Source organism: Altererythrobacter sp. TH136 (assembly GCF_007065885.1).
GTDB lineage: Bacteria > Pseudomonadota > Alphaproteobacteria > Sphingomonadales > Sphingomonadaceae > Tsuneonella.
Genome location: NZ_CP041409.1, coordinates 2,226,076 through 2,248,175, shown reverse-complemented (window position 1 = coordinate 2,248,175; position 22,100 = coordinate 2,226,076). Strand labels below are relative to the sequence as shown.

20 protein-coding genes are annotated in these 22,100 nt (G+C 66.8%); 10 read left to right on the top strand and 10 right to left on the bottom strand.

Going from position 1 to position 22,100, the window contains the following annotated elements:
• Positions 1–10: 10 nt before the first annotated feature.
• Positions 11–1,096 (bottom strand): zinc transporter ZntB, encoded by a 1,086-nt coding sequence (locus C0V74_RS10885; RefSeq protein WP_349236009.1) that lies wholly within the window; start codon positions 1,094–1,096, stop codon positions 11–13.
• 52 nt (positions 1,097–1,148) lie between these two features.
• Here C0V74_RS10885 and ispG point away from each other — a divergent pair, with 52 nt between their 5' ends.
• Together ispG and C0V74_RS10875 are read left to right on the top strand one after the other, a co-directional pair.
• Positions 1,149–2,282 (top strand): flavodoxin-dependent (E)-4-hydroxy-3-methylbut-2-enyl-diphosphate synthase, encoded by a 1,134-nt coding sequence (gene ispG, locus C0V74_RS10880; protein WP_143251775.1) that lies wholly within the window; start codon positions 1,149–1,151, stop codon positions 2,280–2,282.
• A 36-nt stretch (positions 2,283–2,318) separates the two neighbouring features.
• Entirely contained in the window at positions 2,319–3,038 is a 720-nt protein-coding gene (locus tag C0V74_RS10875; RefSeq protein WP_349236008.1) for a murein L,D-transpeptidase catalytic domain-containing protein, read from the top strand.
• Between the two features lie 112 nt (positions 3,039–3,150).
• Here the strand turns inward: C0V74_RS10875 and C0V74_RS10870 are convergent, their stop codons facing one another.
• On the bottom strand, positions 3,151–4,380 hold the full coding sequence (locus C0V74_RS10870) for a L,D-transpeptidase family protein (protein ID WP_246845009.1): 1,230 nt from the start codon (positions 4,378–4,380) through the stop codon (positions 3,151–3,153).
• 338 nt (positions 4,381–4,718) lie between these two features.
• Here C0V74_RS10870 and C0V74_RS10865 point away from each other — a divergent pair, with 338 nt between their 5' ends.
• The 3 genes from C0V74_RS10865 to C0V74_RS13035 all read left to right on the top strand — a co-directional run bounded on the left by C0V74_RS10865 (position 4,719) and on the right by C0V74_RS13035 (position 9,183).
• Positions 4,719–5,612 (top strand): DMT family transporter, encoded by an 894-nt coding sequence (locus tag C0V74_RS10865; protein WP_143251774.1) that lies wholly within the window; start codon positions 4,719–4,721, stop codon positions 5,610–5,612.
• 121 nt (positions 5,613–5,733) lie between these two features.
• Positions 5,734–8,409: an aconitate hydratase AcnA gene (gene acnA / locus C0V74_RS10860; RefSeq protein WP_143251773.1), complete on the top strand. Its 2,676-nt coding sequence runs from the start codon at positions 5,734–5,736 to the stop codon at positions 8,407–8,409.
• 102 nt (positions 8,410–8,511) lie between these two features.
• The gene (locus C0V74_RS13035) at positions 8,512–9,183 is read left to right on the top strand and encodes a hypothetical protein (RefSeq protein ID WP_210413410.1); all 672 of its coding nucleotides are present in this window, start codon (positions 8,512–8,514) and stop codon (positions 9,181–9,183) included.
• Between the two features lie 522 nt (positions 9,184–9,705).
• Here C0V74_RS13035 and ruvB read toward each other — a convergent pair.
• From ruvB to ruvA, 3 genes are read right to left on the bottom strand one after another with little or no spacing between them, the layout of a single operon-like run.
• Entirely contained in the window at positions 9,706–10,752 is a 1,047-nt protein-coding gene (ruvB, locus tag C0V74_RS10850) for a Holliday junction branch migration DNA helicase RuvB (RefSeq protein ID WP_143251772.1), read from the bottom strand.
• Complete coding sequence (locus tag C0V74_RS10845) at positions 10,749–11,165, bottom strand: DoxX family protein (protein ID WP_143251771.1); 417 nt, start codon at positions 11,163–11,165, stop codon at positions 10,749–10,751. Before C0V74_RS10845 ends, ruvB begins: the two co-directional genes overlap by 4 nt.
• A complete protein-coding gene (ruvA, locus tag C0V74_RS10840) occupies positions 11,162–11,758 on the bottom strand; it encodes a Holliday junction branch migration protein RuvA (RefSeq protein WP_143251770.1) in 597 nt (198 codons plus the stop codon). The genes C0V74_RS10845 and ruvA overlap by 4 nt, the downstream gene beginning before the upstream one ends.
• Before the next feature lie 271 nt (positions 11,759–12,029).
• On the opposite strand from ruvA, the gene aroC reads away from it, so the two are divergent.
• A complete protein-coding gene (aroC, locus tag C0V74_RS10835) occupies positions 12,030–13,097 on the top strand; it encodes a chorismate synthase (protein ID WP_143251769.1) in 1,068 nt (355 codons plus the stop codon).
• 27 nt (positions 13,098–13,124) lie between these two features.
• Here aroC and C0V74_RS10830 read toward each other — a convergent pair whose 3' ends face one another.
• A complete protein-coding gene (locus C0V74_RS10830) occupies positions 13,125–13,544 on the bottom strand; it encodes a PilZ domain-containing protein (RefSeq protein ID WP_143251768.1) in 420 nt (139 codons plus the stop codon).
• Between the two features lie 53 nt (positions 13,545–13,597).
• Positions 13,598–13,933 (bottom strand): PilZ domain-containing protein, encoded by a 336-nt coding sequence (locus tag C0V74_RS10825; protein ID WP_168194203.1) that lies wholly within the window; start codon positions 13,931–13,933, stop codon positions 13,598–13,600.
• A 247-nt stretch (positions 13,934–14,180) separates the two neighbouring features.
• On the opposite strand from C0V74_RS10825, the gene ahpC reads away from it, so the two are divergent.
• The 3 genes from ahpC (at position 14,181) to katG (ending at position 18,818) form a co-directional block, all read left to right on the top strand.
• Positions 14,181–14,747, top strand: a complete 567-nt coding sequence (gene ahpC, locus C0V74_RS10820; RefSeq protein ID WP_131621803.1) for an alkyl hydroperoxide reductase subunit C — start codon at positions 14,181–14,183, stop codon at positions 14,745–14,747.
• Between the two features lie 153 nt (positions 14,748–14,900).
• The gene (ahpF, locus tag C0V74_RS10815; protein ID WP_143251767.1) at positions 14,901–16,481 is read left to right on the top strand and encodes an alkyl hydroperoxide reductase subunit F; all 1,581 of its coding nucleotides are present in this window, start codon (positions 14,901–14,903) and stop codon (positions 16,479–16,481) included.
• A gap of 120 nt (positions 16,482–16,601) precedes the next feature.
• The gene (gene katG, locus C0V74_RS10810) at positions 16,602–18,818 is read left to right on the top strand and encodes a catalase/peroxidase HPI (RefSeq protein ID WP_143251766.1); all 2,217 of its coding nucleotides are present in this window, start codon (positions 16,602–16,604) and stop codon (positions 18,816–18,818) included.
• Positions 18,819–18,901: 83 nt separating this feature from the next.
• Here the strand turns inward: katG and C0V74_RS10805 are convergent, their stop codons facing one another.
• Genes C0V74_RS10805 through C0V74_RS10795 form a run of 3 tightly spaced genes read right to left on the bottom strand, consistent with a single transcriptional unit; the run spans position 18,902 to position 21,305 of the window.
• Positions 18,902–19,456, bottom strand: a complete 555-nt coding sequence (locus tag C0V74_RS10805) for a Smr/MutS family protein (protein ID WP_143251765.1) — start codon at positions 19,454–19,456, stop codon at positions 18,902–18,904.
• Complete coding sequence (locus C0V74_RS10800; protein WP_143251764.1) at positions 19,453–20,628, bottom strand: murein transglycosylase A; 1,176 nt, start codon at positions 20,626–20,628, stop codon at positions 19,453–19,455. Before C0V74_RS10800 ends, C0V74_RS10805 begins: the two co-directional genes overlap by 4 nt.
• A gap of 23 nt (positions 20,629–20,651) precedes the next feature.
• Positions 20,652–21,305, bottom strand: coding sequence for a Tim44/TimA family putative adaptor protein (locus C0V74_RS10795; RefSeq protein WP_143251763.1), 654 nt, complete (start codon positions 21,303–21,305; stop codon positions 20,652–20,654).
• Positions 21,306–21,520: 215 nt separating this feature from the next.
• Between C0V74_RS10795 and secB the strand changes: the two genes are divergently transcribed.
• Positions 21,521–22,057, top strand: coding sequence for a protein-export chaperone SecB (gene secB / locus C0V74_RS10790; RefSeq protein WP_143251762.1), 537 nt, complete (start codon positions 21,521–21,523; stop codon positions 22,055–22,057).
• Positions 22,058–22,100: the final 43 nt, after the last annotated feature.

The following is a 22,100-nucleotide window of genomic DNA, read 5'->3' as shown; positions in this document are numbered from 1 at the left end:
CGAACTGCCGTTACAGCCACCTCCAGCGCCGGAACAGCCATATGGTCACGACGGCGAACACCAGGCACAGTCCGGTAACGAACCAGAAACCGCGCGGATGGCCCGGTATCTCGGCCCACGGCATCCCGCCGACGTTGATCCCGAACAGGCCGACCAGAAAGCTGAGCGGCAGGAACACCGTGGCGACCAGAGTGAGCCGCCGGTTGGTCTTTTCGGAGCGGGCGAGGGCCCGGCTCCTGAGCTCGTCCATCAGCACTACCGCGCTTTCCTTGCTGACGTCGATATCGTCAAGGAAGCGGCGCAGCAGCGCGATCGTCTCGCCGATCTCGCGCCGGTCGTGCTCTTCGAACCAGGCGGGCGCATCGTGGCGGATCGCCTCCAGCGCCACGTGCTGTGGCCCCATGTGGCGTTGCAGAGCGAGGCAGTTTCGGCGGATGACAGCGATCTTGCGCAGGCGTGCCTCGCTGTCGCTGTCGTCGTCGCCGTGTTCTTCCAGCCGGTCGATCTCGTCGTTCATGTCGACGATTGCGCGATTCATCCGATGGACCAGGTTTTCGGTGAGCGCGGTCACCAGCCCGCCGGCATCCAGCGGCCCCTTGCCGGCATCGACGTCCGCCAGAACGTCGCGTGGGGTCTGCGATGGATTGCGCCGCAGGGTGATTACCCGCCGGCCGTCGCTCCACATCTGGAGCGAAACCATGTCTTCGGGGTCCGCGCCGGGATTGAAATTGATGCCTCGCAACGTAGCGACGAGCGCGTCCCCCTCGCGGAATGCCCGCGGCCGGGTGTCGTCGCTGGTCAGCAGTTCGGCGATCGGCTCGGCAATGAGCAACTCACTTTGCAGCCAGTCGCCCATCCCCTCGCTCACGCGGTCGAGGTGCAGCCACAGCACTTCGCCCGGCACGGAGGACTGCCACCCCTGCGCCTCGTCCCACCGGATCGGCCGACCGCTGCCTTGCCCATCGAGCACCCGGCCGAACAGCAGGGGTCCGCTCTCATCGCTGTGGTCAGTCGGATCGCGGGTCGTCTTCACCATGCGGATGCCATGCCGCAACTGCATTCGATTGTCATCGAAGGTGTCATGGGGCGCTGTCATTGCTCCTTCATCGAGCGGCCTCTATATGCACGGCGGCAAGGAGCACCAGATTTTGTCCTCGATCCGTCCATGGCGCGACATCGTCCGCCGTCAGTCCCGCCAGATCATGGTCGGCAACGTTCCGGTCGGCGGCGATGCGCCGATCAGCGTGCAGACGATGACCAACACGCCCACGGAGGATGTCGGGGCGACGATCGACCAAATCCGCCGGTGTGAGGATGCGGGCGCGGACATCATCCGCGTGTCCTGCCCGACGCCTGATAGCACCGCGAACTTCGATCAGATCACCCGTGCGGCCAAGGTGCCGATCGTCGCCGACATTCACTTTCACTACAAGCGCGCGCTGGAAGCGGCCGACAAAGGCGCGGCGTGCCTCAGGATCAATCCCGGCAACATTGGCTCCAGCGAGCGGGTTGCCGAAGTGGTCCGCGCCGCCAAGGCGAACGGCTGTGCGATCCGGATCGGGGTCAACGCCGGATCGCTCGAGCCGGACCTGCTGGAAAAATACGGCGAGCCTTGCCCCGAAGCGCTGGTGGAAAGCGCGCTCGACCATATCAAGCTGTTGCAGGACCACGACTTTCACGAATTCAAGGTGGCGGTTAAGGCAAGCGACGTTTTTCTTGCCGTGTCAGCCTACATGGGGCTGGCCGAAGCAGTCGATTGCCCGCTGCACCTCGGCATCACCGAAGCAGGCGGGCTGATCGGCGGCACCGTCAAGTCCAGCATCGGCATCGGCAACCTGCTGTGGGCGGGCATCGGCGACACGATCCGCGTCAGCCTGTCCGCTGAACCGGAACAGGAAGTGCGGGTCGGCTTCGAAATTCTCAAGAGCCTGGGCCTGCGCACCAGGGGCGTGCGGATCGTGTCGTGCCCATCGTGTTCGCGGCAGGGCTTCGACGTCATCCGCACGGTCGAAGCGCTGGAGAAGCGGCTTGAGCACATCAAGACGCCGATGAGCCTGTCAGTGCTCGGCTGCGTGGTCAACGGACCCGGGGAAGCGCGCGAAACCGACATCGGCATCACCGGCGGCGGCGCGGGCAAGCATATGGTGTACCTGTCGGGCGTCACCGATCACCACGTGCAGTCCGAGACAATGATCGAACACATCGTCAGTTTGGTGGAAGCGAAGGCGGCCGAGATCGAGGCGGAGATGAGCGACGCGGGAATGGCGGAGGCTGCCGAGTGAGGTTCAGCGCTCCGTTAGAATTGCTGCGCTAGTCCTTTGCCCATGAATCGGCGCGACCTCCTCAAGGGAACTCTAGCCGCTGGTGCGGCGCTCACGGCATTGCCGGTGCGCGCGCAGGTGCCCGCCGTGCCCACCTCGTTGGGCCCGCGTGACCGCCGCCTGTTTGCCATTGCACAAGAGCAACTCGCTAAGCACGGCGCCGGCCTGTGGGCTCGCGATGTGGTCGGAGTGGCCGATTTCGGGCTACGCTCGTCCGACCCGCGCTTCCACTTCGTCGATCTGGAGCGCGGCGTGGTCGACAGTTACCACGTGGCACATGGCATGGGTTCCGATCCGGAGCATGACGGCTGGCTCGACTATTTCTCCAACGTCCACGAATCGTGGTGCACCAGCCGCGGCGCGTACATGACCTTCGGGTGGTACACCGGGAAGTACGGCACCTCGATCCGGCTGGAAGGACGCGATCCGACCAATTCCAACGCGCTTGACCGCGCGATCGTGATGCACCGGGCAAGCTATGCGGAGCCGTCGCACCTGGCGCAGTATGGCAAGCTTGGCCGGTCGAACGGCTGCTTCGCCATGAGCGATGCCAATTTCAAACTGGCCCTGCTGCGGTTGGGCGGCGGGCGGCTGCTCTACGCCGACAAGCTGGGGCTTGGCCCGGGCGGCGAGACCGTCACCCAACCGCCCCGGGACCTGCAACTGCTGGTCCCCGAAGGCACCCCTCAGCCGCCGTTGGTGCCGGGCGGGTTCTAAGGTTCCAGCTCCGGCCCCGCCGCCCTGGACCTGATCCCGGTCCGCGCGCTCATCTCCCACCCGACCGGATGCCGTCGCCCGGCTCATCACCGAACGACGGCACTGCCAGTGTTCAGGTCGTCTGCAGATCGTCCACGATCTCGACCGCTTCCTCGCTCGTCGCGCGGGCGCGGTTCGCCTGGCGGGGCGCGTCGAGGCTCGCGAGGACCGGGGCGTCACGGCCGTAGATGTCGTTGAATTGACGCAGCTTGCCGGTAATGTCGCGGCCCATCGTGAAATAGGTGATGTAGACCGGCATCGTCTTCTGCACCGGCACCCGGGTGTACTTGCCGCTGGTGCTGATCGCCACCGCCTCGTCCGCCGCCGCCTTGCGGGTTTCGGGCGTGGTGGCGAGATTGCCCAGGATAGCCAGCGTGATCGCCAGTTCCTGCGCCCGCTCGGTGCGGATGCAGCCGTGGCTCAATGCGCGGTTCTCCTGGTTGAACAGGTTGCGGTTGGGCGTGTCGTGCAGGAAGATCGCGTGCGGGTTCGGCATGTCGACCTTCATCAGGCCGAGCGAATTGTTCGCGCCCGGCTGCTGGACGACAGTGACGAACCCGGTCTTGGGGTCGCGTGTGCCCTTGTAGCCGGCGGCTTTCGCCCAGCCCGGATTGCCGAGCACCTTCGCGCCCAGCCCCTCGCCCTTCACGATCGACTGCGGGACGGTCCAGGTCGGGTTGAAGATCACCCCTTCGACCGTCTCGGCGAGCTGCGGCGTGGCGGTGCGGCCCGGCTTGCCGACGATCGTACGGTAGGTGCTGATGATCTTGTCGTTCACCGTCAGGCGCAACTGATATTCGGGCACGTTGGTGATCAGGTACTGACTACCCAAATCCTTCGCCAACCACCGCCAGCGGTCCATGTTGGCCCGGATCAGCTTGCGTTGCGCAGGCGCGGCGGTCGCGAGTTCAGCCTTCAGCGCGGCATAATCGGGGTGCTCGGGATTGAGCGAAGCCAGCGTCGCCGCGACGGAATGGCTCCGCAGCGCCTGCGCCATCACATCAGCGGTGCGGTAGCGATCGGGATCGGGATCGACCACGAACCACTGCTTGCGCGCCTCCATCGGCGTGCGTCCGTCGCGCAGATCCTCGACCAACCAGGCAAAGCTACGGCTGGCCGCCTGATCGAGCGCCCCGCCCGGTCCGCGGGCGATCGCCGCCTGCAATTCGGCAAGCTGATAGTCCTTGGGATCGAGCCCTTCAGCACCGATGCCCGCGATCACCGCGGCAAGCGCCTGCGCATCGGCCACGTTCCAAGGCTGCACGTCCGGCGCAACCGATTGCACGGTCTCGAACGCCTTCATGCGCGAAGAAGTCACTTCGTCCGAACCGGCCGGGACCTGTGCGGCGGTTACGGTCGGCGGTTCGGGCGGAAGGATGTTCTCCGGTGCCTTGGGCCCGGGTTGGCCGGGGGCCGCAATGGCGGCTGCCGGGATTGCCGCCAGCGCCGCGCCGATCATCCACTTGCCCATCGAACCCTTGCTCACTCGTATGCCCCTTGATCTGGTGCGCAACTCCACCGAGCCGCCATGTCGCGCTGCCGCTTTAGCGCAGCCGCCCCGCCTCCTTCAACGCGCGCGGCTGAAGCTCGGCTGAATCCCGCTTGACCGGTGGCACGATTGCCACGAGGCGCACTCGCGCCATGCCACGCGCCGATCACCCCTTGCTGCCCGTGCTGGTGGTGTTCGCCGCAATCGGGCTCTTGAGCTGGATGGACGCGTGGATGAAAAGCGCCAGCCTGGCGGTCGGAGCCTATAGCGCGCTGCTGCTGCGGGCGCCGATCGGTTTCGCGATCGCCGCGCCGGCGTGGCTGGCGAGTGGGGGCCGCTGGCCCGCGCGGACGATCCTCAAGATCCACCTGATCCGCGGGGCCGTGGTTGCAGCGATGGCGTTTCTGTTTTTCTTCGCCCTCACCGTCCTGCCCCTGGCGCAGACGATCGCCATCAGCTTCATCGCCCCGCTGATCGCCCTGTTCCTGGCAAGCTGGCTGCTGGGCGAGACGGTCGGGCGCCGGGCCATCATCGGGGCGCTGCTGGGATTGGTCGGGGTGATGGTCATCCTCGCTGGCAAGTTGTGGCGCGAGGCCATGGGAGACGGGGCACCGCTGGGGATCGCCGCGGTCCTCGCATCGGCTGTGCTCTACGCATGGAACCTGGTCCTCCAGCGGCAGCAGGCGCTGGTGGCGAAACCGCTGGAGGTCGCCGCGTTCCAGAACGGGGTGACGTTCCTGGTGCTGATCGGCTTTGCCCCGTTCTTTCTCCGGTTGCCGGAGCAAGCGGCGTGGATCGACATCGGCGTGAGCGCGGTGTTGTCGGTGTCAGGCGCGCTGCTGTTCACCTGGGGCTATGCCCGCGCCGAAACCCAGCGCCTCGCGCCGCTTGAATACAGCGGTTTCCTGTGGGCGGCGTTGTTCGGCTGGCTGTTCTTCCGTGAACCGGTGTCGGGGGCGACCTTTGCCGGTGCGCTGCTGATCGTCGCTGGATGCTGGGTCGCCACGCGCGGCGCATCGTCCAAGCCTGAGCAGGTGGTGGTTTAGCCGCCGGGCCTGCTTGCGCCGACCCAAGCATTTTCCTGCCCGCCCCCACCTTGACCTCCAGCCGTCATGCGCGCAGGTGCGCGCGCATCCACCAAGCCCAGATCAAGGACTGTTTCGCACGATGACTCAGGTCGGCAAGGACTCGCTCTCCACCCGCAGCACGCTGACCGTCGGCGGCAAGGACTATGCGTTCTACTCGCTCAAGAAGGCGAGCGAGACGATCGGCGATGTCAGCCGGCTGCCGTTCAGCATGAAGGTGCTGCTGGAAAACCTGCTCCGCTTCGAGGATGCCGGTTTCACCGTGTCGATCGGCCATATCCAGGCGCTGGCCGACTGGCTCAAGCTGCCGCAGACCGGGGGCGAAATCCAGTATCGCCCTGCGCGCGTGCTGCTGCAGGATTTTACCGGCGTGCCGTGCGTGGTCGATCTCGCCGCAATGCGCGATGCGATCGCCAAGCTTGGCGGTGACACCAAGAAGATCAACCCACTGGTCCCGGTCCATCTGGTGATCGACCACTCGGTGATGGTCGACGAATTCGGCACGCCCAAGGCGTTCGAAAAGAACATGGAGCTTGAATACGCCCGCAACGCGGAACGCTACGACTTCCTCAAGTGGGGTGCCAAGAGCCTCGACAACTTCAAGGCCGTCCCTCCGGGCACGGGCATCTGTCATCAGGTAAACCTGGAGAACATCGCCCAGTGCGTGTGGACTTCGGAAGACCAGAATGGGCAGATGGTCGCCTATCCCGACACCTGCGTCGGCACCGACAGCCACACGACGATGGTCAACGGCCTGGGCGTGTTGGGCTGGGGCGTCGGCGGTATCGAGGCCGAGGCGGCGATGCTGGGCCAGCCGGTCTCGATGCTGATCCCCGAGGTAGTCGGCTTCCGCATGACGGGTCAGCTGGCCGAGGGCGTGACCGCGACGGACCTGGTGCTCACCTGCACGCAGATGTTGCGCGCCAAGGGCGTGGTCGGCCGGTTCGTCGAATACTTCGGGTCGGGCCTATCGTCGCTCAGCCTCGCCGACCGCGCGACGCTGGCCAACATGGCGCCCGAATACGGCGCCACCTGCGGCTTCTTCGGGATCGACGACAAGACGCTCGACTACCTGCGCCTGACCGGCCGCGCCGAGGAGCAGATCGCGCTGGTCGAAGCGTATGCCCGCGAGCAGGGGTTGTGGATCGATCCGACGGCCGAGGAGCCGATCTTCACCGACACGCTGGAGCTTGACCTCGGCACGGTGGTGCCCAGCCTCGCCGGGCCCAAGCGTCCGCAAGACAAGGTCGCGCTGCCCGATGTCGACGATCTGTTCAATGAACAGCTCAAGGACATCTACGGAAAGTCCAGGCCCAATCGGTGCGCGGTCGATGGCGCCGGACACGACGTGGGCGATGGCGATGTGGTCATCGCCGCGATCACCAGTTGCACCAACACCTCCAATCCCGACGTGCTGATCGCGGCCGGCCTGGTCGCGAAGAAGGCCAACGAGCGCGGCCTGAAGCCCAAGCCGTGGGTCAAGACCAGCCTCGCCCCGGGCAGCCAGGTGGTCACTGACTACCTCATCAAGGCGGGCCTGCAGGATCACCTCAATGCGCTCGGCTTTGACCTGGTCGGCTATGGTTGCACCACCTGCATCGGCAACTCTGGTCCGTTGGCCGAGCCGATCAGCAATGCGATCAACAAGAACGATCTCGTCGCCGCCAGCGTCCTGTCGGGCAACCGCAACTTCGAAGGCCGCGTGTCGCCCGATGTGCGCGCCAACTTCCTCGCCTCGCCGCCGCTGGTGGTCGCCTATGCGCTCAAGGGAACGGTGACCGAGGACATGATCGACTCCCCGATCGGCCAGGGCAGCGACGGCGTCGACGTGTTCCTCAAGGATATCTGGCCAAGCAACGCCGAAATCGCCGAACTGCGCGCCGGCGCGATCGATCGCGGCATGTTCGAAGCGCGCTATGCCGACGTCTACAAGGGCGATGCGCACTGGCAGGCGATCGACGTAACCGGATCGGATACCTACGCGTGGCGCGCTGGCTCGACCTATGTTGCCAACCCGCCGTACTTCGAAGGCATGGAGATGACCCCGGCGCCGGTGATGGATGTCATCGAGGCGAAACCGCTGGCGATCCTGGGCGATTCGGTCACCACCGATCACATCTCGCCCGCCGGATCGATCAAGGCCGACAGCCCGGCGGGATCGTATCTGCAGGAGCATCAGGTCGCAAAGGCGGACTTCAACTCCTACGGTAGCCGCCGCGGAAACCACGAAGTGATGATGCGCGGCACCTTTGCCAACATCCGCATCAAGAACGAGATGGTCCCGGGCGTCGAGGGCGGCATGACCCGCTATGGCGGCGAGACGATGGCGATCTACGACGCCGCGATGAAGCACAAGGCGGACGGCACTCCTCTGGTGGTGATCGCGGGCAAGGAATACGGCACCGGGTCGAGCCGCGACTGGGCTGCCAAGGGCACCAACCTGCTCGGCGTGCGGGCGGTGATCGTCGAAAGCTTCGAACGCATCCACCGCTCCAACCTGGTCGGAATGGGCGTGCTTCCGCTGCAGTTCAAGGATGGCGCAACCCGCCAGAGCCTGGGGCTGACCGGAGACGACCGCTTCACCATTCGCGGGCTGGCCGAGATCAAGCCCCAGCAGGATGTCGAGGTCGAGGTGACCAGGGCGGACGGTACGAAGATGACCTTCACCGCCAAGTGCCGGATCGATACCGCCAACGAGCTCGAGTATTTCAATAACGGCGGCATCCTGCACTACGTGCTGCGCAAGCTCGCCGCCTGACCGCCCAGCGCGCGCTAAGCAAAAGGGGCGGCTCCCTCGCGGGGGCCGCCCCTTCTCGTTAGGGCGGAGCGCTTCGAGGCTCAGTCCGCCTTGGGAGCTTTCTTGCGGCGGGCCAGGACGGCGGCCGCGGCGGCGCCAAACAGCACCATCATCGGCGGCGCGGGCACCGGCGTACCGCTCGTCCCCGAGCTGGACGATGAGGTCGAGCTGGAGGTGGACGACGAGGTGGAGGAACTGGTCGAACTGCTGGTCGAGCTGGATGTCGACGACGAGCTCGAAGTGCTGCTGGTGATGTTGCCCGAGCTCGACGTGCTGGTCGACACGTTCCCCGAGGAGCTGGAGGTCGAGGTCACGTTTCCTGAACTCGAGGTCGAGGTCACATTGCCTGAGCTGGAGGTCGAGGTCACGTTCCCCGAACTGGTCGACGTGGTGCTCGTGATCCCCCCGGTCGAAGTCGAAGTGGAGCTGCCGCCGCTGGATGTCGAGGTGGAGCTGCCGCCGGTGGAGGTCGAGGTCGAACCGCCGTTGTTCGAATTGTCGATGTCGATGACGATACCGCCCGACGAGCTCGAGCTGCCCGAGGTCGAACCGGTCGTGGTGGAGCTGACGACCACGCTGCCGCCGCTCGATCCGCCGCCGCCAAAGAACCCGCCGAAGAAGCCGCCCCCGCCGCCGAAGCCACCGCTGCCGCCGACCACGGTCACTCCGCCGCTGCCGCCGCTGACCGGCGGCATCGGTGCAGGCAGAGGCACCGCCGCCAGGGCAATCTGGTAAGCGGGCGCGCAGTCGGCGCCAGCGATCGGCGCGGCCGGCATCGGGGTATAGCCTCCCGCGATCGGCCCGGCGGGTACGCACTCGACAACCTCGCGCCGGACGATGTGGCGCTGGCGAGTGACCGGGCGCGGCGTGTTCCGCTTGGCGACGTGGCGCGGCTTGGCGTGACGCACGGCCTTGTGCTTGATCTGCTTGGTCTGCTTGACGCTGGTCGGATGAGCCTTCGGCTTCTCCGCCATGTGGACCGCTCCGCCTGCCAGTAGCACGGTGCCCGCCGCGGTCGCGGACAGTTTCGCCAGGGCCATCTTTACCGACATGAGCTTGTCTCTCGTTTACCTCAGCGGGCCGGTCCGGGTCGGCGTGTCCGACGGGGATGCGTCCCTGTGTCATGAGCAAACGTCACGCGCCCGGAACGGACAATTGCGTTAATCATCATAATGGCCCGACTAACGCGCTTTTCGGGTGCCGCAGGGTGCGCACGGCGGCTTCCGTCCCAAAGTGACACCGCTTGGGGTGGCGCGCTTAACCTTTTGGCGTTGCGGCGCCTTCGTCGAACAGCCCGGTCTGGGAGCCGGCAGGCGGCCGCAGGTCGAGATGCGTCCAGCCGGCATCGTTGAGGCAGCGGCCCCGTGCGGTGCGCGCGACCAGCCCCAGCTGGATCAGATAGGGCTCCACCACCTCTTCCACGGTGTCGCGCGGCTCGGCGAGCCCGGCGGCCAGCGTTTCGACCCCCACCGGCCCCCCTTTGTAGATGTCCGCGATCATGCGAAGATAGCGCCGGTCCATCGCATCCAGGCCGAGCCGATCGATCTCCAGCCGGGTCAGCGCCTGGTCCGCGATCGCCGCCGTCACCGTTACGTCCCCTGCCACGTGCGCGAAATCCCGCACCCGTCGCAGCAGCCGTCCGGACACCCGCGGCGTGCCCCGGCTGCGGCGGGCGATCTCGCGCGCACCGCCGGGATCGAGCGCCAGCCCCAGGAGCCGCGCGCCCCGCGTCACGACCCGTTCCAGTTCCTCCACCGTGTAGAAATTCAATCGCACCGGGATACCGAACCGGTCGCGCAGCGGCGTCGTCAGCAGTCCCTGCCGCGTGGTGGCGCCGATCAGCGTGAACGGCGGCAGATCGATCCGGACCGACCGCGCCGACGGACCTTCGCCAATGATCAGGTCGAGTGCGCGGTCCTCCATCGCCGGGTAGAGCACTTCTTCCACCACCGGATTGAGGCGGTGGATTTCGTCGATGAACAGGACGTCGTTCGCTTCGAGATTGGTCAGCAGCGCTGCCAGATCGCCGGCCTTGCCGATGACCGGGCCGCTGGTGGCGCGAAACCCCACGCCCAGTTCCTTGGCGACGATCTGCGCCAGCGTCGTCTTGCCGAGGCCCGGGGGGCCGAAGAACAGCACATGATCAAGCGCCTCGCCCCGCCCGCGCGCGGCATCGACGAACACGCGCAGGTTCTCCCGCGCCGCTTCTTGCCCGACGAATTCGCCAAGCGACTTCGGGCGCAGCGCGGCGTCGGGGTCGTCGGGCAACCGGGCAGGTGCGGTGAGGCGCTCTTCGTCGGTCAACGGCGCTTCCCGAACAAGCCATCGAGCCCGAACCTGCCGGAGCCTGCCGCAGCGAAATGCAGCCCCAGGAACACCAGCACGATCGCCGGCCACCATCCGCGAAACGCCTCGTCCCAGTGCACCGTCAGCACCGCAACCACGAAGTTGGCGGCGATCAGCAGGCCCGCCACACGGGTCAGCAACCCCGCGACCAGCAGGATGCCGCATCCGAACTGGATCGCGACCGACAACGGCGCCAGCAGCGCCGGGGCCGGAAACCCGAACTGGCCGAGGAACTCGACGAATTCGGTCATCCGCGCGGCGCTGCTTACGTTGTCCCACGTTTCGTGAATCAGGAACGCCCCCGTCAGCGCGCGCAAAGCGAACAGCGTCAGGTCGCTGTACCGGGCCAGGTTGTTGAGCTTCAGGTTCATCCCGCGGCCTTTCGCAATGCCACGCGGATTAGGTCACCTTCGCCCGCCCCGTCGCCCAGCTCGTCGATCGCGCGCGCCACGGCGGCAGCGGCGACGGCGGGCTTGAAGCCGAGGTTCTGCAACGCGCTGACCGCGTCCGCACTCGCCCCGCCCTTGGGCAGCGTGGCGACGCTGCCGGGCGCGGTGGGGAGCGCGCCTGCCTTGTCGGCCAGTTCGTTGACGATGCGGCTGGCGAGCTTGGGACCGACGCCCTGCGCCCGCGCGATGGTAGCGGCGTCTCCCGCCGAGCAGGCGCGTTGCACGTCCTCCGTGCTCAATGCCGAGAGGATCGCCAGCGCCACCTTGCTGCCAACCCCTTGCACCTGGGTCAGCAGGCGGAACCAGTCGCGCTCCCCCGCGGTGGCGAAGCCGAGCAGGCGCATATCGTTCTCGCTTACCTGCAGATCGGTGAACAGCGTGCAGCCCTCCCCCGGCTCGCCCAGCGCGGCGAGCGTCTTGCTGGAACAGTGGACCAGGTAGCCCACGCCCGCGACGTCGATCACCGCCCAGTCGGCGCCGGTTTCATCAAGCAGGCCCTTAAGCTTGGCAATCATGCTTTGTTCTTGGCCGACGCGCGGCCGTTTGACCAGCGCCGCGCGCGTATCGTCCACCGCGCCCGTCGGCGATCTGTCACACGTGTCACACTGTTCAGGCGAAGAAAATCCGGATCGGGCGAAGCCATGAACTGCCGGACAGGTGCGGCATTGCGTAAGGCCATGGCCACGTTCTGGCAGATCGCGCGGATGTAGGAAAATGTGGGCAGGCCCTAGCAAAGCGCGTCCCGCCCGCGCTCGACACCGGCGGCAGGTGGGTTATGCAGCGGTCATGAGCTGGAACACTTTCGGGCGCGTGCTGCGGATGACGACCTGGGGGGAGAGCCACGGGCCGGCGCTGGGCGCGCTCCTCGATGGCTGTCCGCCCGGCCTGTCGCTGAGCGAGGACGACATCCAGCCGTTCCTCGATGCGCGCCGGCCGGGGCAAAACAAGTTCACCACGCAGCGGCAGGAGCCGGACGCGGTGCGCATCCTGTCGGGCACCTTCGAGGGCCGGACCACCGGCACTCCGATCAGCCTGATGATCGAGAACGTCGACCAGCGGTCGAAGGATTATTCGGACGTCGCCAATGCCTATCGTCCGGGCCACGCCGACTACGCCTATGACGCCAAGTACGGCTTGCGCGACTATCGCGGCGGCGGGCGCTCCTCGGCGCGCGAGACCGCCGCGCGGGTCGCGGCGGGCGCGATCGCGCGGCTGGTCATCCCCGAAGTGCGGATCGAAGCCTATGTGGTCGAGATCGGCGGCGACCCGATCGATCGCGGCGCCTTCGACGCGGCGCAGATCGGCGCCAACCCGTTCTGGTCGCCCGACGCCGCCGCAGCCGAGCGGTGGGCCGGGCTAGTCGACCGGGCCCGCCTCGCCGGATCGTCGCTGGGCGCAGTGGTCGAATGTGTCGCGTACGGTCTCCCCGCCGGCTGGGGCGCTCCGATCTATGCCAAGCTGGACGCCGATCTGGCCGCCGCGATGATGGGCATCAACGCGGTCAAGGCAGTCGAGATCGGCGACGGGTTCGCCGCTGCGCGACTGACGGGCGAGCAAAATGCGGACCCGATGCGGCCGAGCGAGAACGGCCCCCAGTTCGCGGCCAACCACGCGGGCGGCATCGCCGGCGGCATCTCCACCGGCCAGCCGGTGGTCGTGCGGGTCGCATTCAAGCCGACCAGCTCGATCCTGACCCCGGTAGAGACGATCGACCGGGACGGAAACGCAGCCGAAATCGCGACCCGCGGCCGGCACGATCCATGCGTGGGTATCCGCGGCACCCCGGTGGTGGCGGCGATGATGGCACTCGTTCTGGCTGACCACAAGTTGCTGCACCGCGCCCAGTGCGGCTGATCGGCGGCCTTGCGCCGGTCGTGGGGGTTATTTTGCGGCCGGGGGCTGGTCGCCAGGCGGTCCCGCATGGGTCGATTTCCAGCCCATGACCCGGCGCACCCAGTGGTGCAACCCTCCGCCGGGGGCGCTGTACACGGTGTCAGTCTTCTCTTCAGGGGTCGGCGGACCGTCCATGATACCCAGGTCGATCGCTTGCCGGTCCGACAGCCGGCGGTGGAACCGAACGCCAACTTCGGCGCCGTGCGACCAGGTCACCGTGCCGCTGATCTGCAGCGCGTTGGTCAACGTGACGTGCACCGTCGATCCGAGCAGCACATGCCCTTGCGACAGGGCGAGGCGGCAACCGGACTGCGACACGTCGAGGATCCGGGCGGAATGCGGCGAGGCGGGCACGCGGCAGACCACCGACAGGTTGACCGTGCGGCGCGGACTGGCTCGGCGCTCCATAGGTTCAGCGCCCCTCCAAGGTATCAGGCACGGAAGACTCGTCCGCGCGCGGATCAGGCATGGTCCGGTTCCTCTTCGACCGGGGGATGCAAACGCACCAGATGGTCGGCGACCGCCGGATGCAACGCGTGTTGAAACTCCAGCCCCGCGCTCTGCCCGTTGGCCCAGGCGGCCACCGAGCCCAGCGTTTCCAGGCCGTTGATCTTGAGTCCGTACGAAACGCCCGGCGCCAGCGGGTGGCCGCTGGCGGTCAGCGCGCATCCCCCTTCGGACAGATCGTAGAGGACGACCGCGTGGCGGGCGCCCTGGCTCGTCCGGATCACGGCCTTGATGGTGGTGTCATAGCGGAGCGCACGGCGGCGATCGGCAAGGGAGGTCGTGTTGGGCATCATGGCTCACTGTGGCTGCCGGGATGCGACCCCTTTTTTTCTTTCGTGGTCCGGTTTGATTAACATCAGGTTGCGAAATGCGACGTATTTACAGGTTACCCGCGGGGCTCATCGTTTGACGGCAGTCCGTATCGGGTGATCGAGTTTCCCGATCTTCGCAATCGCAACAATCGCCTTGGTTGCACTGCAACACACCTTATCTCCCGTCGTGGAATTTCAAGCACATCCAAGCAGGAGACAACACGTAATGGGTATCGTCGGCAGCCAACTTCAGCCGTTTACCGCAACCGCGTTCAAGGCGGGCCAGGAATTTTACCAGGTCACCGACGGCGACGTCGCCGGCAAGTGGGCGGTGTTCTTCTTCTATCCCGCGGACTTCACGTTCGTCTGCCCGACCGAGCTGGAAGACCTGGGCGAGCATTACGCGATGCTCCAGAAGCTCGGCGTCGAAGTGTTCGCCGTCAGCACCGACACGCACTTCAGCCACAAGGCCTGGCACGACAGCAGCGACAAGATCGGCAAGCTGACCTTCCCGTTCCTGGGCGACCAGAACCACGTCCTGTCGAACAACTTCGGCGTGCTGCGTGAAGGCCAGGGTTTGGCTGACCGCGCGACGTTCGTGGTCGACCCCGATGGTGTGATCCAGCTGGTCGAGATCACCAGCGAAGGCGTCGGCCGCAACGCCAACGAGCTGGTCCGCAAGATCCGCGCCGCCCAGTATGTCCGCAACAACCCCGGCCAGGTGTGCCCGGCCGCGTGGGAAGAGGGTGAAGCGACCCTCGCCCCCAGCCTAGACCTTGTCGGCAAGCTGTAACGACACCCCTTCCCGCGGGCGCGCTTCCTCCCCCTTTCGGAGCGCTGCCTGCGGTTCAAGAGCCCGAGTCCAAGCTCGGGCCGCTGGAAGGCCCGGGGCAACCCTCGAAGCACGCCCCGGGCCTTTTGCCCTCTTCCAGATACAGGACCATTCATGCTCGACACCGCGATGCAGACCCAGCTCAAGACTTACCTCGCCAACCTGCGCGAGCCGATCGAGCTCGTCGCCTCGCTGGATGACGGGCCCAAGTCCGCCCAGACCCGCGAACTGCTGACCGAGATCGCCGCGCTGCACGACGATGTCAGCGCCAGTTTCGACGGTGACGACGCGCGCCGGCCCAGCTTCCTTATTCGCCGGGCGAGCGATCCGGCGAAGTGGGTCCGCTTTGCCGGGCTGCCGATGGGGCACGAATTCACCTCGCTGGTGCTCGCGCTGCTGTGGGCAGGCGGGCATCCGCCCAAGGTCGCGCCAGAGCTGCTGGAACAGGTGCGCAACCTGGAGGGCGATTTCGCCTTCGAGATGTATTTCTCGCTGTCGTGCCACAACTGCCCCGACGTGGTGCAGGCGCTGACGCTGATGGCGTTCGAGAACCCGCGCGTGACCGCCACGCTGATCGAAGGCGGCGCGTATCAGGCCGAGGTCGAGGAGCGGGGCGTGCTCGCCGTCCCGGCGACCTTCCTGAACGGCGAGCCGTTCTGGAACGGCAAGCTGGAACTGGCCGAGATCGTTGCCCGGCTCGATACCGGCGCGGCCGCTGCGGCGGCGGAAAAGCTGTCCGCCAGGCCCCCGTTCGAGGTGCTCGTGATCGGCGGCGGCCCCGCCGGGGTCGCATCCGCGATCTATACGGCGCGCAAGGGCTTCTCCACCGGCATCGCCGCGGAGCGGTTCGGCGGCCAGCTCAATGACACGCTCGGGATCGAGAACCTGCCCGGCACGGCTTACACCGAAGGGCCCAGGCTCGCCGGTGAGCTCAAGGCGCAGGTCGATGCGAATGCGGTGGAGCTGATCAACCTGTCGGAGGCCGAGCGGCTTGAGCCGGCGGCGGACAGCGGCGGCTTGCACACCGTGCACTTCGCAGGCGGCGGCCGGCTGCAGGCGCGCAGCCTGATCCTGGCCACCGGCGCCCGCTGGCGCAATCTCGGCGTCCCGGGCGAGGCGGAGTACCGCAACAAGGGTGTCGCCTATTGCCCGCACTGCGATGGCCCGCTGTTCAAGGGCAAGCGGATCGCGGTGATCGGTGGCGGCAATTCGGGCGTGGAGGCGGCGATCGACCTCGCCAAGATCGTCGGGCACGTCACGCTGATCGAATTCGACAGCCAGCTGCGCGCCGACGCGGTCTTGCAGGCCAAGCTGCAGAGCATGGGCAACGTCGATATCCTGACCAGCGCGCAGACCACCGAGGTGCTGGGCGATGGCACCCGGGTGTCGGGTCTGAAGTGGAAGAACCGTTCCACCGGCGAAGAACAGCAGATCGCGCTCGAAGGCGTGTTCGTGCAGATCGGTCTGGTCCCCAACACCGAGTGGCTGAAGGACAGCGGCCTGAAGCTTTCGCAGCACGGGGAGATCGTCACCGACGAGGAAGGCCGCACCTCCCTCCCTGGGATTTTCGCCGCTGGCGACGCGACCACCGTGCCGTACAAGCAGATCGTGGTGGCGATGGGCGAAGGCTCCAAGGCCGCGCTGTCAGCGTTCGATTACCTGATCCGGAACGAGCCGCTCGCCCAGGCGGCCTAGGCCGTCGGTTTATCGGGTGTATCACTCAATAAGTCCCAATTAATCGATTGGACGGTTGATCCCGTCCACGGCATCCTCTTCTTCTAACGTGCGCGAAGCACCACGAGAGGAGAGACCAACATGGACGCCAAGACCGGATCGATCGAGGGCGGCTGCCCGATGGGACAGGGCGATGGCGGGGTGCGCGCCCTGCTCGGGCGCACCAACAAGGATTGGTGGCCGGAAATGCTGGCGACCGAGATCCTCAATCCCAACGGGCCATCGAACCCGATGGGCGAGGACTTCGATTATGCCGAGGCGTTCAACGCGCTCGACTATGACGCGCTGAAGGCGGACCTTACCGCGCTGATGACCGACAGTCAGCCGTGGTGGCCGGCGGATTACGGGCATTACGGCCCGTTCTTCATCCGCATGGCGTGGCATGCGGCGGGCACGTACCGCACCGCTGACGGGCGCGGCGGCGCGAACAGCGGACAGCAGCGCTTCGCTCCGCTCGATTCCTGGCCCGACAACGGCAACCTCGACAAGGCGCGCCGCCTGCTTTGGCCGATCAAGCAGAAGTACGGCAAGCACATCAGCTGGGCCGACCTGTTCATCCTGGCCGGCAATGTCGCCATCGAGAGCATGGGCGGGCCGACCTTCGGCTTCGGCGGCGGGCGGGCTGACGTGTTCGAGCCCGAACGCGACATCTACTGGGGCAGCGAAGACAAGTGGGTCAATGAAGGCGTCCAGACCCGCATCAGTCCCGAACACGGGATGCACGAGCTGGAAGGCCCGCTCGCCGCGATCCAGATGGGCCTGATCTACGTCAATCCCGAAGGACCGGGCGGCAATCCCGATCCGCTGCAGTCCGCGCGCGACATCAAGGAAACCTTCGGCCGGATGGCGATGAACCACGAGGAGACCGTGGCGCTGACCGCCGGCGGGCACACCTTCGGCAAGGCGCACGGCAACGGCGATCCCTCGACGCTGGGCCACGCCCCCGCGGGCGGCGACCTTGTCGCGCAAGGGTTCGGCTGGGTTTCGGGCGAGGAGCACGGCGGCATCGGTGAGCACACCGTGACCAGCGGCATCGAGGGATCGTGGGTCAACACCCCCACCGAATGGAGCGAGAATTACTTCCGCCTCCTGCTGGATTACGAATACGAACTGGTGCGCTCGCCCGCGGGCGCGCAGCAATGGCAGCCCATGAACCAGCGTGAAGAGGACATGGCGCCGGCCGCGTGGGACCCGAACATCAAGGTTCCCACCATGATGACCACTGCCGACATGGCGCTCCGCGAAGACCCGGAGCTGCGCGCCATTAGCGAGAAGTTCAGGGCCGATCACGCGGCCTTCAAGGACGCCTGGGCGCGCGCGTGGTTCAAACTGACTCACCGCGACATGGGACCCAAGATTCGTTACCTCGGGCCCGAAGTACCGTCCGAGGACCTGATCTGGCAGGACCCCGTCCCCGCCGGCACCGTTCCGTCCGATGCCGACGTTCAGGCGGTGAAGGCGAAAATCCGCGACAGCGGGTTGACCGTCAGCCAGCTGATCAAGACCGCCTGGGCCTCCGCCTCCACCTATCGCAAGTCCGATCACCGTGGCGGTGCCAACGGGGCGCGCATCCGCTTCGCCCCGCAAAAGGACTGGGATGTCAACGAACCCGAGATGCTCACCAAGGTGCTGGGCACGCTCGACGGGTTGCGCGGCTCGATGTCGCTGGCAGACGCGATCGTGCTTGGCGGCGTGGTGGCGCTCGAAATGGCGATGGAGGGGACCGGCGTCAGCGTGCCGGTGCCGTTCACCGGCGGCCGCGGCGACGCCACGGAAGAGCAAACCGATGGCGACAGCTTCGCGGTGATGGAGCCTGAGGCCGACGCCTTCCGCAACTACGTCGGCAAGAAGAAGCTGAGCGTGAAGACCGAGGAGATGATGCTCGACCGCGCATCGCTGCTCGGCCTGTCGGTGCCCGAAATGGTGGTGCTGATCGGCGGCCTGCGCGTGCTCGGCGCGAACCACGGCGAACGCGGCCACGGCCACTTCACCAAGCGTTCGGGCAAGCTCACCAACGATTTCTTCGTCAACCTCTACGACATGACCAATGTGTGGAGCGAACACGAAGGATCGAACGGCGAGGAATACGTCGCCACCGATCGCAAGGAAGGCGGCGAGAAGTGGCATGCCACCCGCGCCGACCTGATCTTCGGCTCGAACTCCGAACTGCGCGCGGTTGGCGAAGTCTACGCGGAAAACGGGCACGAGGAGAAGTTCGTGCGCGATTTCGTAAAGGCCTGGACCAAGGTGATGGACGCCGACCGGTTCGACATCCGGTGCGCGAAATACCACCGCTGATCGGCGGCTAAACGTACTAGTGAGCCCCCGGCAGCGATGCCGGGGGCTTTTTTCGTATCAGGCGACCGACCCGCGCCGGGAGCTCATCGCCCTTTCTTGAGCACCAGGTACAGCGCGCCCTCGCCCCCGTGACGGATATGCGCGCCGCGGATCGATGCGATCGCGGGCGCGTGCGAACTGGCGGCAAGCCAATCGAGCACCTTGGCGCGAATGGCGCCGCGACGAACGCCCCGGTCCGCTGCTTCGACCGGGCGCGGCTTGCCGGTGATCAGCAGCACCACCCGGGCGCCCATGGCGCGGGCCTGTGCCACCCCGTCGATCAAGCGTCCATGCGCGGAATCGAGCGTGTGCCCATGAAGATCGAGCGTGTAGTCGGGACTGAGTGTGCCGCGGGCCAGCTTGCGATCCCAGGTCGCGTCCAGATGGCCCGATGGCGCCGGCGGCGCAGGCGGCGGGACGGGCGCGGGCGGGCGTGACGCCGGTCTGGCAGCGGGAGGCGAGGCCGCCGGCGCTGCGGCGGCCACCGCCGTTGCGGCATCCCCGCTAACCGGCTTGCGGGGAGCGAGGGGCTTCACGGTCGAGGCGACCTGCGCCCACGCAGCGGCCTCCTCCGCCGTGAGGCCGCGCGGGGGTTTCACCGCGACGTAAGCCGGGCGACCGTCCCCTTGGGCAGCAGGATCAGCGCCCTGCCGCGCGCGCTCATCCCGCCGGCGATTGTGCGCGCGTCGCCGCCTGCGCCCCAGAACGTGTCGAACCGGTTGGCGCCCTTGATCGCGCCGCCGGTGTCCTGCGCGATCCACAGGCCGTTCGCCTCGGGCCGATCCATCTGTAGCCAGACCGGCGCGCCGAGCGGCACATAGGCGGGATCGGCGGCGACCGAGCTTTCACGCCGCACCGGCACCCCGAGCGCGCCCAGCGGGCCATCGCCCTTCAGTTCCTGGAAGAAGATCCAGCTCTTGTTCTCGTTCATCAGCGCCGCCCCTTCGGCGGGGTGTGCGCGCAAATAACTCATGATGCCCTGCATCGAGGTCGCGTACGGCGTGCCGGGGCCGATCAGCCCCCGCTCGCGCATCACCGCGCCGAGGCCGACATACTCTCGGCCGTTCTGCCCGGCATAACCGATGCGCATGACCGATCCGTCGGGCGCCACCAGCCGGCCCGACCCCTGGATCTGCAGGAAGAAGAATTCGATCGGATCACGCGCCCAGGCGATCTCCAGCCCGCGATTGGCGAGCGCGCCCGCGACGATCTCCGCGCGCTCGTAATAGGGCACGAACTTGCCCGAGGCGTCCATCCGTCCCAGCGGCGCGCGGCCGGTCCGTTCGCTCGGCGCAATGTCGTCCGGCCAGCCGCGCACCAGTTCGGGCGGCATGGCGTAGACGGGCACGTCATAGCCCGGCAGGCGCACGCGGCTGCCGGCGATGTCAGGTTCGTAATAGCCGGTGGCGAACGCCTCGCCCGCGCCCACCTGCGCGGTTTCGAAATACCGTTCGAAGAATGCGCCGGCGTCCCCCTGCCCCCAGCCGCTGACGGCGGTGCAAGCCGGTTCCCACTGCGATCCGGTGGTGAGGCCGCTGGCATCGGTGCGCGCCAGCAGCTTGGGGCAGCTTTCGCGGAAGCTGGCGAGCGCGCCCGCTGCGTCGGCCGACCGCATACCCAGCGATGCGATGGACGGACCGGCGCGCAGCCCCGCGCTGATCGCGCTGCTGGGCGCTGGCAAAGGCGGAGTGTCGACCGGAGGCGGCACCATGCGGCAGCCGGCCACCGCAATCGTCAGCAGCGCGGCGACTGCCGCCAGCTTTCCGCGCATGCCCGCTCCTTCGTTAAAAGCTCTCAGCCCTCGTCGGTCTCGTCGACCAACCAGTGCGGATCGGCTTCCCTGACGTCGCGCTTGAACGTCCACAGGTCGCGCGTCTCGATCGCGTCGTCGAGCGAACCGGCAACCACTTGCCCGTCCTTGTCGCGGGTCACGGCGGCGATGTCAGCGACGAAGCGGACGGTTACCCGCGCGGTCTTGCCGACCAGTTCAGCCATATCGATCTTGGCATCTTCGATTCGGACCAGCCGGTTGTCCAGCGTCTCACCGGCAGCCTCCCGGGCGGTGATCGCCGCGTCGAAACCGTCATAGACGTCGTCGTCGCACAGCTGCTTCAGCGTGTCGCGGTCACCCTGCCAGAATGCTTCCAGCACCATGCCGTATGCACCCTTCGCCCCGTCGAGAAACGTGCCAAGGTCGAATGTCCGGTCGGCCGCAGCGATGTCGCGCACCCCGGCCTCGACCGCCGGCAGCGCGCCTTCGATCGCGGCCGGACGGAACGGCTGGGCCGAACGCAGCTGCGGCGCGGTGGGGCGCGCCTGCGTATCGACGGCATCGAAGCGGGTGGGCACGGGCTCTTCCTCGTGCTCAGCGCGTCGCCCCAGCACCGAATAGAGGCGCAAACCAAGGAACGCGGCAATCATCGCTAGGATGACGATCTGGATTATCACGGACGAACTCGTCTTTCGCTTGCTCGGGCAGGACGCCAACACCCGTCTGCCGCGTGGGATCTGAACGTGCCCTAGATAGGACGCGATGGCAAACGAACAACGCATGAAGTCGCCAATCGGGTGCGCCGTTGCGATGCTCTGCCGCCGGTGCTAGGCGCGCCAGAGATCGAGCCGGGGCAGGTCCCGCGCTCACCGCTGCAGGATACCCGCATATCATGGCCGACGAAGGCGACGTGCTGACCGATCTCAACCTCGACAACGATGCCGCCGGCAACGGCGCGGACACCCAGCCGGTGGCGGGCGTCATCTCGCAGTACGTCAAGGATTTGTCGGTCGAAAACCCCAACGCGCCAGCGTGTTTCCAGTGGCAGGGCGCGCCCGCCATCGACCTGCAGTTCAATATCGGTGCCGAACGGGTGAACGATGAAGTTCACGAGGTCGAACTGAAGATCAAGGTTACCGCCAAGACCGACGAAGGCGATCTGTACCTGATCGAACTCGCCTATTGCGGCCTCATCGGGCTGCGCAACCTGCCCGAGGACCACGCCCACGCGTTTCTCTATGCCGAGGCGCCGCGCATCCTGTTCCCGTTCGCCCGCCGGGTGATCGCCGACGCGACCCGCGACCTGGGCTTCCAGCCGCTGATGGTCGATCCGGTCGATTTCAACGGCCTTTACATGCAGCAACTCCAGCGCCGGGCTGAGGAAGAAGCGGCCGCAGGGGGCATTCAGCCGCCCGTCGGCCAGGCCTGACCCGAATCGCCCGCCCCGGCGGCTGAACCTCAGTTGACCGGAC